This window comes from Massilia genomosp. 1, assembly GCF_011682185.1.
Taxonomy (GTDB): domain Bacteria; phylum Pseudomonadota; class Gammaproteobacteria; order Burkholderiales; family Burkholderiaceae_D; genus Telluria_A; species Telluria_A rubra.
This window is the reverse complement of the sequence record NZ_WHJF01000144.1, coordinates 1-12,860: the sequence shown is the minus strand read 5'-3', so window position 1 is coordinate 12,860 and position 12,860 is coordinate 1. Positions and strand designations below refer to the sequence as shown.

Annotated in this window: 11 protein-coding genes and 2 pseudogenes; 3 read left to right on the top strand and 10 right to left on the bottom strand. The window is 65.7% G+C overall.

All coding sequences use genetic code 11. From position 1 onward, the window contains the following. Positions 1–225: 225 nt before the first annotated feature. Both F1735_RS30540 and F1735_RS30535 read right to left on the bottom strand, forming a co-directional pair. Positions 226–525, bottom strand: a pseudogene (locus F1735_RS30540) (transposase domain-containing protein); the annotation flags it as partial. Between the two features lie 36 nt (positions 526–561). Beyond that, the gene (locus F1735_RS30535) at positions 562–1,119 is read right to left on the bottom strand and encodes a hypothetical protein (RefSeq protein WP_167240428.1); all 558 of its coding nucleotides are present in this window, start codon (positions 1,117–1,119) and stop codon (positions 562–564) included. 283 nt (positions 1,120–1,402) lie between these two features. Here F1735_RS30535 and F1735_RS37600 point away from each other — a divergent pair. Beyond that, a pseudogene (locus tag F1735_RS37600) lies at positions 1,403–1,612 on the top strand (LysR family transcriptional regulator); the annotation flags it as partial. Positions 1,613–1,641: 29 nt separating this feature from the next. Continuing rightward, complete coding sequence (locus F1735_RS37595) at positions 1,642–2,004, top strand: LysR substrate-binding domain-containing protein (RefSeq protein ID WP_267876713.1); 363 nt, start codon at positions 1,642–1,644, stop codon at positions 2,002–2,004. Between the two features lie 7 nt (positions 2,005–2,011). Here the strand turns inward: F1735_RS37595 and F1735_RS30525 are convergent, their stop codons facing one another. From F1735_RS30525 to F1735_RS30515, 3 genes are all read right to left on the bottom strand, one after another. Continuing rightward, positions 2,012–3,511 (bottom strand): FHA domain-containing protein, encoded by a 1,500-nt coding sequence (locus tag F1735_RS30525; protein WP_167240429.1) that lies wholly within the window; start codon positions 3,509–3,511, stop codon positions 2,012–2,014. 165 nt (positions 3,512–3,676) lie between these two features. Then, positions 3,677–4,660 (bottom strand): PP2C family protein-serine/threonine phosphatase, encoded by a 984-nt coding sequence (locus F1735_RS30520; RefSeq protein ID WP_167240427.1) that lies wholly within the window; start codon positions 4,658–4,660, stop codon positions 3,677–3,679. A gap of 67 nt (positions 4,661–4,727) precedes the next feature. Next, on the bottom strand, positions 4,728–5,981 hold the full coding sequence (locus F1735_RS30515; RefSeq protein WP_167240426.1) for an MFS transporter: 1,254 nt from the start codon (positions 5,979–5,981) through the stop codon (positions 4,728–4,730). 116 nt (positions 5,982–6,097) lie between these two features. Between F1735_RS30515 and F1735_RS30510 the strand changes: the two genes are divergently transcribed. Beyond that, positions 6,098–6,553: a GNAT family N-acetyltransferase gene (locus F1735_RS30510; protein WP_167240425.1), complete on the top strand. Its 456-nt coding sequence runs from the start codon at positions 6,098–6,100 to the stop codon at positions 6,551–6,553. A 5-nt stretch (positions 6,554–6,558) separates the two neighbouring features. Here the strand turns inward: F1735_RS30510 and F1735_RS30505 are convergent, their stop codons facing one another. The 5 genes from F1735_RS30505 to F1735_RS30485 form a co-directional block, all read right to left on the bottom strand. After that, positions 6,559–7,002, bottom strand: coding sequence for an SH3 domain-containing protein (locus F1735_RS30505; RefSeq protein WP_167240424.1), 444 nt, complete (start codon positions 7,000–7,002; stop codon positions 6,559–6,561). A gap of 10 nt (positions 7,003–7,012) precedes the next feature. Then, positions 7,013–8,530, bottom strand: a complete 1,518-nt coding sequence (locus F1735_RS30500; RefSeq protein ID WP_167240423.1) for a hypothetical protein — start codon at positions 8,528–8,530, stop codon at positions 7,013–7,015. Then, positions 8,491–10,881 carry an FtsW/RodA/SpoVE family cell cycle protein gene (locus F1735_RS30495; protein ID WP_167240422.1) on the bottom strand — a complete coding sequence of 797 codons (2,391 nt, stop codon included), beginning with the start codon at positions 10,879–10,881 and terminating at the stop codon, positions 8,491–8,493. The genes F1735_RS30500 and F1735_RS30495 overlap by 40 nt, the downstream gene beginning before the upstream one ends. After that, positions 10,878–11,879 (bottom strand): serine/threonine-protein kinase, encoded by a 1,002-nt coding sequence (locus F1735_RS30490; protein ID WP_167240421.1) that lies wholly within the window; start codon positions 11,877–11,879, stop codon positions 10,878–10,880. Before F1735_RS30490 ends, F1735_RS30495 begins: the two co-directional genes overlap by 4 nt. Before the next feature lie 129 nt (positions 11,880–12,008). After that, a complete protein-coding gene (locus F1735_RS30485) occupies positions 12,009–12,437 on the bottom strand; it encodes a glycine zipper domain-containing protein (protein WP_229506042.1) in 429 nt (142 codons plus the stop codon). Positions 12,438–12,860 lie beyond the last annotated feature (423 nt).

The following is a 12,860-nucleotide window of genomic DNA, read 5'->3' as shown; positions in this document are numbered from 1 at the left end:
ATCGCGGCAACGTGCTTCTCCCAAAAAACGGTCGTGTTTTCCATGCTTGCTCCGGTATCAAATCGAAGTAGCAAGAATGCGGAAATTCGGATTAGCCAGCAAGTCTGGGGTTTATGGAGCGCTTACTCTTGAAATCGTCGATGCGCTGAACTGCTCGAACAGATGCCGGTGGCGTTGAGCGCATTCCACTGACAGCCGTAAGCGGTAGCTGAACGGTGTTGTAGATCAGCCGTTAAATTTGTGCAGGTCCGAGCGTAGCGGATTGTCGGCGCAATGCTGTTTCCCCAGTCGCGGGGTGAGCTGCTCGACCTTGGAAGCGGGATGCCCGCTGATAGGCTGGAGCACATCAACGAGGTAGTCATACGGATCGATGTCGTGCAAACGGCAAGTGACGACCAGGGACTGGATCACGCCGACGTACTCGGCGCCAATTTCCGTCCAGCAGAAATTCCAGTTCTTCCGGCCCATTGGAATGACGCGCAGGGCGTGTTCCAGATGATTGGTGTCGGCGGGCACGTCTGGATCTAATCTGGGACAGTTAATGGGAGGTACGAAATGTCTTCAGTTAGGGGCCACCTTTCTAAATAGGTCACAGTAGTTTGTCCCGAGGGATTCATGGTCTTCCGCCCATTTGCGCAAGTCGATAGCGAAGGATGAGTTCATTGCGCGGATGCTAACGTCATCGCCGAACCATCCATATTCTTGGCGTTCAGCAGGTGATAGCACGTTGAAAATAAGCTTGGCTACTATTGCACTGTCCCTATAAAAATAGACGCCAAGACGTGGGCCTATACCGTCTCTGCCGCCATTAAAGTAAGGCACCATCTCGATGATCTGGCCGCGCCCGATGATGTCCAGCAGCGAAGCAATGTCATCTTTTCGCTTGGCTTCAAACGAACACCCGATCCGGTGCATTTCGGATTCGGTCAGCCGAGAAGGAAACGTCGGCACAGGATTCACGACGACAAGCTTTACCGATGTGATTGTTTCGGACATGCCTTGCAGCATCTTTGAAATGTCCTTTGGGGGATCACTCCCAGCGGCTTGCGCTGGCGTTAGTGCAATGCACAGTGTTCCTGCGGCGCAAAGTTTTTTTGCAAAATTTGATAGGTTGCTCATTAACATTACCTCCACGCTTATTGGTAAAGTAAAAATTTATGATACTTGATAGCTATCTGGTTAACCTTGTGAGTGCTCAAGCGCGCCGCATGTTGACGAATTCGCTTGTTTGCTGTTGAGCACTTATGTTAGGCCGTCATTTTTGCGAGGGGCAGTCTGACAGGCAGATGTACGCTGATCAGGGTCGTCATTGCTTGACGACAACGTGACAGTTCCGCTTGCTTAGGCCGCCGAGGTGGACGCGCTGGGGGAGTGACGCGAAAAACCCGCCGGAACGAACCGGATCACCTGTGGCGATGATGCGATCGATCTGTATCTGAGGCCGATGCTTGCGCCGTTCCTGGAAAACTATCCGGACATCACACTGGAGCTCTTTGTCGATTACGAATTCACCAATATTGTCGAGGAGCGCTTCGACGCCGGCATCCGCCTGGGCGAAGCGATCAGCAAAAACATGATTGCGGTGCGCATCAGCCCCGACTGGCGCCTCGCCGTGGTGGGGTCACAGGCCTATTTCGACCGTTGCGGGGCGCCGGCGACGCCCCACGAGCTACCAATCACGCGTGCGTCAACGTACGCCACAGGCCGTCGGGCGCGATCTATGCGTGGGAGTTCGAGAAGGATGGGAAGGTATTTTCCGTCAAGTGCGACGGGCAGCTGGTCTACAACAGCATCGTCCACACGCTCAACAGCGCGGTCGATGGCATCGGCCTGGCGTCTGTTCCCGAAGCGCTCGCCGCGCCCTGGCTGGCCGATGGGCGGCTCAGGGAGGTGCTGGCCGACTGGTGTCCGTATTTCCAGGGCTTTCACTTGTATTTCCCGCACCGGCGCCAGGCTGCGCCGGCCTTTTCGGCCTTTGTTGACGCGGTGAAGTATCGCGGTTAGCTGTCGCTCAAGCCGTATGCATCTCCGCCGCCGCATGCGTCGATTTCAACGCGGTACGCACGATCCAGCATTCCGGATACGACTCGCTGGCAAAGCGCGTATGGCGCGCAAACTGCGTCAGCCGGTCCAGTGGCGCGCCCGGACTGAGCGCGGTTTCCTTGCCGGTGGCCGGGTCCAGGTGCCAGAAACCGCCATTCTGGTGATAAAGAACCGGCATCACCGCCGCCCTCGGCGCCGCGCCGAACGGCGCCACCGGGAAGCCCGGATGCTTGCCCGGCTCCAGAAAGTAAAAACACTCGGCATGCGCGCCCTGGTCGATGCGATGCACGATCACCCCGTGCGGCATCACCGCCGTCACACTGAGCACCACAATCCCCTTGATGCTGGCCGACAGCTCGATGCGCATGCCCAGTCGCAGCGGCACCGGCTTGTTCTTGCCCGGCCACACGCCGTCGAGCAAAATCCCATAGCGCGACACATCTTCGATCTCGAAACCGTTCATGCCGCGCCGGATCACCGCGTGACGTCCCGACAGGCGGCGGGTCAGGCCGTCGCGGTCCTGGCCGTCGTCGCCAAAATGGGTCAGCAGCACGTCGGCGTCCGGATCGTACAGTTCAAAACGGCCCAGCACGCACTCCGGCATGGCAAACAGGCGCACCTGGCGTTGCGCACCGGGCTCGGGCGCCGCATTGACCAGGCAGGCGCAGGCGGTCGGGTGCGGATGTGGCTCGGCATGCGCCGGCACGTCGATTTCGATCAGGTCTTCGTCCCAGGCAATGGTCGAAAAGCCCATGTCGACCTTGCCCTGCTTGGCGTCCAGGTTCACATGGGCGATCGAGGCGTTGCGCGCATGCACGTCGATATCGAGCCGGCCACCGCCGCTCTGGGCGTTGACCCGGGCGATGGAGGCGTCGTCCGCCATGACACGCACGTTTTTGTGGGTCGACAGGAAGGTCTGGTGGATTTCGGTCAGGGTGGCGTCGGGACGCGGCACCAGGATCACCAGGGTACACACCCATTTATGGCGGATGCGGCCATCATGCAGGTTGAACAGCTCGACCTCGATCCGGTATTGCCCGTGTTCCTTGTCGCGCGAGGAAAATTCGATGAACAGCGGGCGCCAGTCGCCGCGCAGGGTGCGCACGAACGCGTGGCGTGCGTTGCCCTGCGCAATCAGGGCCGACTGCAATTGCATGGTGACCAGTGGCGCGCTGTCGGGCGGCATGCCGCGCAGCTCGACCTTGATGGCCTGGCGTCCGCCGGCGGCGCGCGGGTCGAAGCCGCTGATGTGCAGGTGCGGACGCTGCAGCGCCGGCAGCGCCTGGTCCGGATACGCGAGCGGCGCCGCGTCCGGCTTGGCGCTCGGGCGCGCGCTGCGCAGGGCGCTGATCAACTCATAGCTGGAATTGGCTGGGGCGGTCACGGGCGCGGGCGTCTCCGCAGCCGCGGCCGGTACGGCGCTTGCGGCCTGGCCATGGCCATTCGCGCATGCAATTTCCCCTGGCATGACCCAGAAGGTGCAATGCGGATGCAAGGGGTTGTTGCATTTTTTCATAGCAATATTCGCCGTTCGTGAGTATCAAAGAATACGCGCTTTTCTTGAAGTGTGGCACGCCAAACGTTCGTGCCTAACAACAATATTTGTGTTTTGAAACAACATCTTGTCGGCTCATCAAGGATCTTCTCCGCAAAGTTGTTCGCTTGCTATCGGCGCCGCCGTATCATCGTGGACCAAGGGCCGCAGCACGATGGCGGTCAGGTTGTCGATGTGCAGCTCGGGTGGCGGATTGCTGCTCATTTCGGCAAACAGCGCGTCGGTCATGGCGCGCGCGTCCGGCTGCGCCTTGAACAGGGCCGGCCAGCGCGCCAGCCAGGCGCCCGGGTCGGCGCACGCCCAGAAACCGTCGCTGGCCAGCAGGTACACCGCGTGCGGATCGAGTTCCAGCGCGCGCCGGTCCGGCAGGTGGTACAAATACGAGGGCAGGTTGCGTGGCGAGAGCTCATACAAACCATCGGCCAGCTCGGCCGGATTGGCAAACGCATTGCCGAGGATGAAGGCTTGCGAGATCTGGCAGCGGTGTTCGCCATGCACCTGCTGCCACCACTCGTGCTCGCCCAGCAAGCCGCCCATCGCGAAGGCGGTAGCGGGAACGTGGTCGATGGTCATCGGGGTAACTTGCGTATCGATAATTTCGTACAAGCGCGAATCGCCTACGTGGTACAGCAGCGCCGGCTTGCCGGAGCGCAGTTCGAGCATGGTCAGGGTGGTGCCGGGGCGCTTGCCGGTAACCGGATCGCAGCCGAACTCTTCCTGCAACTGCGCATGCAGCAGGTCGAGCCGGGCCGACAGTTCGCCCAGGGTGTGGCAGGCCGGCATGTCCAGCAAGCCGCCGACGACCGCTTCGGCCGCCTCGCGTCCGCGTCCGTGGCCGCCCATGCCGTCGAGCACCGCCACGCGCATGTGGCCGCCCGGCCAGCCGGCCACCTGCTGGCGCTGCGCGGCTTGCTCGTACAGGAACACCGCGCTGCCGGCGCTGTCGATGACCAGGTAATTATCCTGGTTCTCGAGGTGCTGCGGCGCGTCGGCGCCGGCGCGGGACTGCACCGACACGTCGAGATAGGGGCCAAAATCGAGGCTGGGAGCTGCTGTTGTCATCGGGCGTGGCCGGAATGGTTGGCAATCCTGACAGCTTATCGGAAAAGGTGCCGTGCCAAAGCGACGATCAGATGGCGGTTTCCCGCTTTCCGGTCGCCAGTGCGATGGCGTTGACGATCACGCAGGCGCCGGCGGCGGCCAGCGCCGCCTGCACGCCGAGCTTGTCGGCCAGCGCGCCCCAGGCCATGCTGCCCAGGGTGTAGCCGCCGGCCATGACGAACAGGTAGATCGACAGGGTGCGCGCGCGTATGCTTGCCGGAAAAGCCAGCTGCGCCGCCGCATTCAGGGTCGACACCGTGGCCGACCAGGCCATGCCGGCCGCCACGATGAGCGGCACCAGCACGGCCAGCGAGCGGATGAAGGGCAACAGGCACAGCATGGCACCATACACCAGCAAGGACGCGCTCAACAGGCGTGTCTTGCCGATACGACAACGCAGCGACGGCAGCACGAAGGCCCCGCACACCGCGCCCGCGCCCAGGCTGCCCATCAGGATGCCGAACACACCCGAATCCCTATGCAGCACTTGCTTGACGAACACCGGCAGCAAGGCCGCGAACGCAATCGTCGAGAAAAACACCGTACACACATTGAGCAGGATGTGCCGGTAGCGGGCGCAGCCGAGCGCGGTGCGCACCCCGAGCTTGAGGCTGCTTGCAAAATCGACCCTGGGGCGCACCTCGGGTAGGCCATCGCGCCACCACGACCAATACACTGTCAGCAAGCCCACAAAGGACAGCGCATTGACCAGGAACAGCGCGCCGGCCCCGACCCAGTTGAACAGCAGTCCGCCGAGGGCCGGCCCGAGGATGGCCGCCACGTTGTAGCTCAGGTTGTTCAGGGTGGCGGCCGCTTCGACCTCGTCCGGCTCGACCAGGCCCGACATCGACGCTTGCCAGGCCGGCCACATGAAGGCCGCGCCGGTGCCCATGCAGAATGTCAACGCCAGCACGGGCGCAGTCGAAATGCGCCCGCTGATGGCCAATGCCGCCATGACGCAGGCGCACAGGGCCATGAACAGGTTACAGAAGAACAAAAATTTGGGCCGGTCGACGGCGTCCGCGATCACCCCGGCGAACAGGGCGAACAAAAAGATGGGGATATAGCTGGCGGTCTGCACCAGGCTGGCGCTGGAGGCCGAACTTGCCACAAGCGTAATCAGCCAGGCCGAGGCGAAGGTCTGGGTCCAGGTACCGAGGTTCGATATCAGGTTGGCGATCCACAGTTGCCGGTAGCGCGCGTGGCGCAGCGGCTTGGACAAGGGCACCTTGGGCCGCAGCGACGGCGCCGGCAGCGGTAGGGACAGGCTCGGTTTAGGCATGATCGTTCCAGTCTAAAGCGCGTTCGTGCCGTGCGTCAACATACGGGCGCAAATGACCTGCACATTCGCGGCCAAACGTGCACAATGAGCGTTCTGTCAACCGTCCCATACCGACAATGCATATCCGTCCTATCGAGCACAGCGATGTCCCGGCTGTCGCCGCCCTGTTCCGCGCGCTCGCCATCGAATTCATCGTCCACGAATCGTCGCCTGAAGCGGCGGCCACCTTCCTGCGTGATAATGACGAAGAAGGTTTTCACGTTTTTTTGCGACTCGGGCATTCCTATCACATCGCCGAGATCGATGGCGAACTGGCCGGCTTTATTGCGGTGCGCGAGCGCCAGCACCTGTATCACATGTTCGTTGCCAAACAATTCCATGGACGCGGCATCGCGCGCGCCTTGTGGGACGTGGCGCGGCGCGAGGCGATTGTGGCCGGCGGCGATGGCAGCTTTACCGTCAACGCCTCCAACTACGCGCTGCCGGTCTATGAAGCGATGGGTTTCGAGCGCACCGCGCCGATGCAATGCGTGAATGGCTTGTACTTCAACCCGATGAAGCGGCCGGGCTGACAGGATCAGCGTCGCGCTTCCTCGGCGCGCCGCAGCCACAGGCTGCTCGACCAGCCGCGCACCTGCCTGCCATCGATGCGCGCGCTGACCTGCCACCAGTCGCCGTCGCGCAGGCCGGTCGTGGTCACCACCGTTCCCGCCGGCGCCACCGCGATGCGCGGCGCGCCGATGCCTTTGTCCGCGCGCAGGTTCAGGTCGTCGAAGACGGTGTAGCTGACGCCCGCATGGGAGGGCGAGGGCGGCGCGGCGGCGGCCACGACCGGGCCGCTTGCGGGCAGCAGCGACAGCAGCAGGGCGCCCAGCCCCCAGGTGCCGGCCGCCAGGATGCCCGCCGCGCGCAGGTTCGGCCGGCGCCACCAGCGCGCGGGCGTGAGCCACGCCGCCAGCACCAGGGTGACGATCAGGCCGGCCGCGTAGGCGAGCACGGTGAGGCAGTTCGCGCTTGGCATGGCACTGTCCTTACGCGTCGAAACGCAGCACGTAGTGGCCCGCCACCAGATGGTGACCGGCGGGCAGCTGGTACGGTTGCTCGACGCCCGCTTCGCCGATGCTGGCCACGAAAGCGAGCTTGTCGTCGAGGTGATACAGGGCCTGGGTGGCGGACAAGCGCCCGATCAGGTACCCGTTCGGCCCCGCCTCGAAGCTGAAGGCGCTGCGCGAGAGGCCGATGCGGTCGGCGCTGGCGCTGTCTGCCCCGCTCACCAGGTGCAGGAAGCGCGGCGAATCGAGCACGCGCAGCGCGGCCAGCATGGGCGCGCTGCGCCCGAAGGCAAAGCGCGCACCGCCGGCGACCGGCGCGGCGATCGGGTGCGGCAGGCGCAGCACGGCGCAGTAGCGCTCGGCCATCGCCGGTGCGACCGCCAGCAGTTCGACCGTGCGCGCGTCGACCGGCGTAAAGGTGGCTGGCGCCGCAATCGGCTGGCGCCCGGCGCTGGTGAGCGCGTACAACTGGTCGTCCGCATTCACGCCGAAGGTCAGGGCCGCCGCTTCGCCATCGCTTGCCAGCAGCAGGGACGGGGCCAGCCCGATCTCCATCGACACCGCGCCGGTGTCGCGGTAGCGCGACAGGCAGGGCAACGCCAGGCCGACCAGGCTGACACCTTGCCGCGCCAGCGGGGCGTAGGTGGCGTCGCTTTCGGGCGGGGCGGCGGCCGGGCGGTGGCTGAAGGGCACCGCGGTGTCGCCGCTGTCGATGCCGGCGGGAGCGCGCGGCTTCCACACGGCGGCCGGCTTGGCTGACGGAGCAGGGACCGGGGCCGACCCGGCGCGCCGCACCCGCATCAGCAGGCGCGCGGCCGGGTCGCCCTTGGCGCTGACGACGTACTGGCCGCTGAGCGCATCGAGCACGCAGTCGAACGCGCCCTTGGGCCGCACCTGCACCTCGATCGGGGCGTCGGGACCATCGTTAATGAGCAAAATGGCGCCGACGGTGCCGAACGGCCAGCTTGGTACCGCGTGGCTGGCCAGGTCGGCGTCGTGGCCGATCAGGGCCAGGCGCTGTTGCGGATAGATCGGGCACACCGCCTGCCAGATGGCGCTGTCGCGCGAGGTCTCCACTGTATACAAGGGCTGCTCGCCAGCGGCCGGCAGGTAGACCGCGTGGCCGAACTTGACTTCCACCTGGCCGGGTTCGAGCGCATCGGTGCCGACCACGTCGTAGCGCACGTCGTCACTGCCGAGCAGGTCGCCAAAGTCTTTCTGGTGCAGGGCCGTGAGCGACTGCGCCAGGTCGCGCACGCGGGCGCCGCGCGTCAGGTGGCGGTCGTCGTCGACTTCGTCCTGCGCCAGCATCAGGGTGATGTGCGAGAAGCAGCGCGTGGGAGCGCGGCCCCGGTGCTCGCGCGGGGAGCGTTCCAGCAGGTCGCGCAGCAGCGGGCGGCGCGAGAACAAGGCCAGGCCGGGCGCCTGCCACAGGGTTTCGGCGTTGAACACATCGTTCACCTTGCCCAGGACTTCATGTTGGACGTAGACCGGCATGCTTGATTCTCCTCGAATGATTGCGCACTGATTGCACTGAACGTTAGCAGGGGGCAGATGAAAAACAGCAGATGGCTGCCGCCGGCCGACAGAAAACTCATGGGCTGGCCCATGATCGGGAAGATCGCCAAATTGGTCCCCCACGACAGCAAAAAGTGGCCCAGCACAAAAGCCGCGCCGCCGCACAGGGCGAAGCAGCGGAAGCGCCACAGCCAGGCCTGGCGGAAGTCGCGCGCCTGCTCGCTGGCGCCAAACGCGCGCGCCGCCGTTTGCAGCAGGCCGACCAAAAACAGCGCCTGCAAGGCCCACAGCGCCAGTGCGCCCAGCAAGCCGTGGCGGTTCAAAAAGAAGGAGGGCGCAAAGTCGTCCTGCACCGCCGGGATATGCAATGCGCTGCCGCCGACCTGGCCCAAGGCGCCCAGGCCAAGCCGGCTGTCGGCGCCCCACCACGCGCCTTCGGCGATGGCGCGCGCGGCCAGCAGCAACTGCTGGCCGGTATGCGGATGCTGGGCCGGGTCGAGCCACACCAGGAAGCGGTCGGCGTAAAAGCCCCATTGCGCCACCTCGGCCACGCCGGCGCCGCGCAGCCAGGCGACGCCGCCGACGGCCACGCAAGCCACGCCGAACAGGGCGGCGGTGGCGGCGTGGGTGCGGGTGGCGAGCGACCAGGCCAGGGCCATCGCCAGGCACCACACCAGTAACAGGATCAGGGGCGAATAATCGTCCACCTGGACCAGGGCAAGGCCGAGCAGGGCGGCGAACAGCAGCACCGGCGCGGCCAGGCGCAGCGACCGCCGCGCGCGACTCGACTGCTCCGGCATGTCCGCGTGCCAGCCAAGGCCGATGGCGAGGCAGTGCGCGCTCAGCGCGGTCAAGGCCAGCTTGGCAAATTCGACCGGCTGCAAGTCGAACACGCCGGTTTCGTCGCCGAAGACGACCTGCATCAGGAGCGCGCCCAGCGCCGCCAGCGCAAACAGGGCGAGCACCCATTCGAGGGTGGCTTGCGGCATGGCCGGGGCGGCGGCCCATGCCCGAAGGCGCAGGTGCGCGCCGATGCCAAGGCCGATCGCCAGCAGCGCCACCGATTTCTGGAAGTGGCGCAGCGCGGCCGATTCGGCGCCGCCGAAACCGAGTTCGAGCTGCGCCAGCAGGCCGACCGCCAGCAGCAGCACGCCGGCTGCGCTGGCCAGGGTCAGGCGCGCCGGCAGCAGCAGGCAGCCCCACAGCGCGGCCCAGGCCAGCAGCATCGACCAGCCGACCCCCGGCGCGCTGCCCGATCGCTGCGACAGCAGCGCGGCCACGCCGGCGATGACCAGCAGCGCGCTGCCTGCCGCCGCCGCGCGCACCGCCTCGCTTGTAGCGCGCGTAAAAGGCCAGGCGCCGCGCTGCCATTGGATGGCCGCCGCCACCGCCAGCAACAGGCACAGGCCCAGCGCGACCGACCAGGCCCGCCCGGCCGGCAGCGTCCACAGGCCGCGCCTTTTCCACTGCCACGTCACTTGCGCCGGCAACAGCGCGTCGGCGTCGGCGTACAGCGCCACATGGCGTTGCGGCAGCAGGTGCAGCACGCCATCGTCGATCCGCACACCCAGGCGGGTGCGGCCCGCGACCAGCGTTTGCACGCCGGCCAGCGGTTCCGCACGGCGCGCCAGGTCGACCTGGCCGGCGCTTGACGAGATCATGAGCGGCGCGCGGTCGGCGGCGCCCGCGAGCAGCAGGCCATCTTTGGTGCGTGCGATGGTGGCGCTGGCGCCTTCCACATAGGCGATGCCAAGCCGGTTACCGCAATACAGATTGCCGCCAAAGGTCAGCGGACGGGCCACCGTCAGCGCCTGCGGCATGGCGCGGTTCCACAGCGCGATGGTGCGCGCGGCGACGCCGGTGTCGGGGCAGGCCGGCTGCGCGCTGTCGTTGCGGTACAGGGTGGCGCCGTCGTAGCGCCACTGGGCGCCGGGACCGGCGAAAGCGAGCTGGCGCGCGTTGGCGTCTGCCACATCGAAGCGCGCCGCGCCAATGCGCAACGTTTGGCCGGCGCGCAGTGTACTCGCGCCCATGCGGCGGTCGACGCCGTCGCGCTGCAGCAGCACCTGTTTGCCGGCGCTGACGTTGCTGGCCCACCAGCGGCCGTCGGCGGCGCGGTGCAGGGCCAGATGGGCGTTGTCGGCTTGCGGCGCGGCCAGTTCGGCGCTGCCCAGGGTGAGCGACTCGCCGGGCCGCAGCAGCACCGAAATACGCTCGGGCGACCAGGCCGGCGGCGCGCGCCACAGGCACACCAGCTGCAACAGGCACAGTACCGCGAGCAGGGCGGCGGTGAGGATGAAGCCGGGCGAGCGGTCCGCGCAGTGCCTCATGGCCGCTCGCTCGCCGGCAGGGCGGCGCGGATGGCGCCGAGCATGCGGCTGATCTGCATGGCGTGGCACGGGCGCTGCGCGCGGTCGGCATGGAGCAGGGCGCGCAGCAGGAGCAGCGCTTCGTCCGCGCCGCCATCGTGCGCGGCGCCGTCCGGACGCCAGGTGCCGGCGTCGGCCTGGGCGCCGAAGGCCCCTGCGAAATGCGCCGCTTCATCCTCGTGCAGCGTGGGCGGAGGGCGATTGCCGTGGCGTGCCAGCAGCATGGCGGCGCCGTCGCCGCGGTGCTCGCGAAAGGCCTGGCCGCACCCGCTGCAAAAGCGCAGCGGCAAGCCACCGGTGACCAGATAGTAGAACAGCGCGCCGAGGGCAAAGTAATCGGTGCGGGCGTCGGTGTGGTAGCCGCTGGCGTCCGGGAAAAACTGTTCCGGGGCCTGCCAGCTGGCCGTGCCGGCGTACGCGCTGGCGTGGCCATCGGCCAGCGGGCGGCTGGTGCCGAAATCGGCCAGCTTGACGCTGCCGTGCCGGCGCGAGAGCAGCACATTGGCCGGTTTCAGGTCCAGGTACGACCAGCCATACTGGTGGACCTTGGCCAGCGCCTGGTTGATCTGCCCGAGCCAGTCGAGCAGCTGGGTCTTTGGGATCGGGCGCCCGGCATCGCGTTCGATGGCGATATGGCGGCCAAGGTCGGTGTCGAGCAGTTCAAGCGCCATGACGGGCAAGCCATCGTGTTCGCCGCTGTCGAGCAGGCGCACCACATGGCGCTCGTCCCAGGGCGCGAGCGAGCGCAGGAAGGCGATTTCGTTGCGGGCGCTGGCGATCCAGCGTTCCTGCTGCAGGGGATGGGCACGCGCCATCTGTGTACGGTTGACCAGCTTGAGCGCCACGGCGCCGGCCGCCCCCGTGGCGCGCCACACCACGCCGTAGGCGGAGCCGCCCAGCTGCCCGCACAGGCGGTACCGGCCCGCGCCAAGTGCGATGATCGCGTCCGCTGTTTCCATGCTTTCCCCAAGAGGCGCCGGCAAGTGCCGTCAACAGGCCATAGTGGAGGGGGAGGGGAAAGCGGGGGCGTTAACGAAAAAGGGCACGAGAGTCTCGTGCCCGGGCAAACCTGGGAAAGCGACGCTTGATTAACGGGCGTACCCGTAGCCGTATCCGCGACCGCGTCCGTAACCGTGGTGATGTCCGCGACCACGTTCGACATACACGACCGCCGGTGGGCCGTAGTAGCGTGGAGGCGGTGCGTAATACACCGGGGCTGGCTGGTAATAGCTGCGCGATTCGACATACACCGGTGCCGGTTCACGGTACGGGCGCTCATAACGGCGCTCTTCGTACCGGGTTTCGTAGCGATTGTCGTAACGGTTGTCGTAACGGTTGTCGTAACGGTTGTCGTAGTAGCCGCGGTTGTTGTCGCGCTCACGGGTGCTGATCGAATTGCCGACCACCGCACCGAGCACGCCGCCGACCAGGGCGCCGTTGCGCGATCCGGTGCTGTTGCCGAGGGCTGCGCCGGCGACGGCGCCGATTGCCGTATTGACGCCACGGTCGCTAGCCATTGCTGTGGAGGAGATGGCCGCTGCGGCCAGAACCACCGCACCAGCAAATTTAGTATTCAACATAGCGTTTCCTTTGGCCTCAACCGAGATCGGGATGATCACGCAAGCGCTGGGGCATGGCTGCACTATATCCCGGCTTCATGGGAATTCCATTCTTAATACATAAACTTACAAATACGGGAACAGTGTAACAAGGCAGGCAACCATCCTCATATCACCGGCACGCCAAGCGGCAATGCTATTTTTTGTGACTCGTGTCATGCGGCGACAAGGGCGCAAACCACGACGAGGCCATATGAGCCAATTGCAAAACGATTTTTCCGAACTGGCCGACATCAGGAGAGCACGATTTTTCATCGCTTTTTCGTGATATCGGAGGAAATCTGATCGGTTACGGCGGCGGAATCATGGCTAATCTCATTT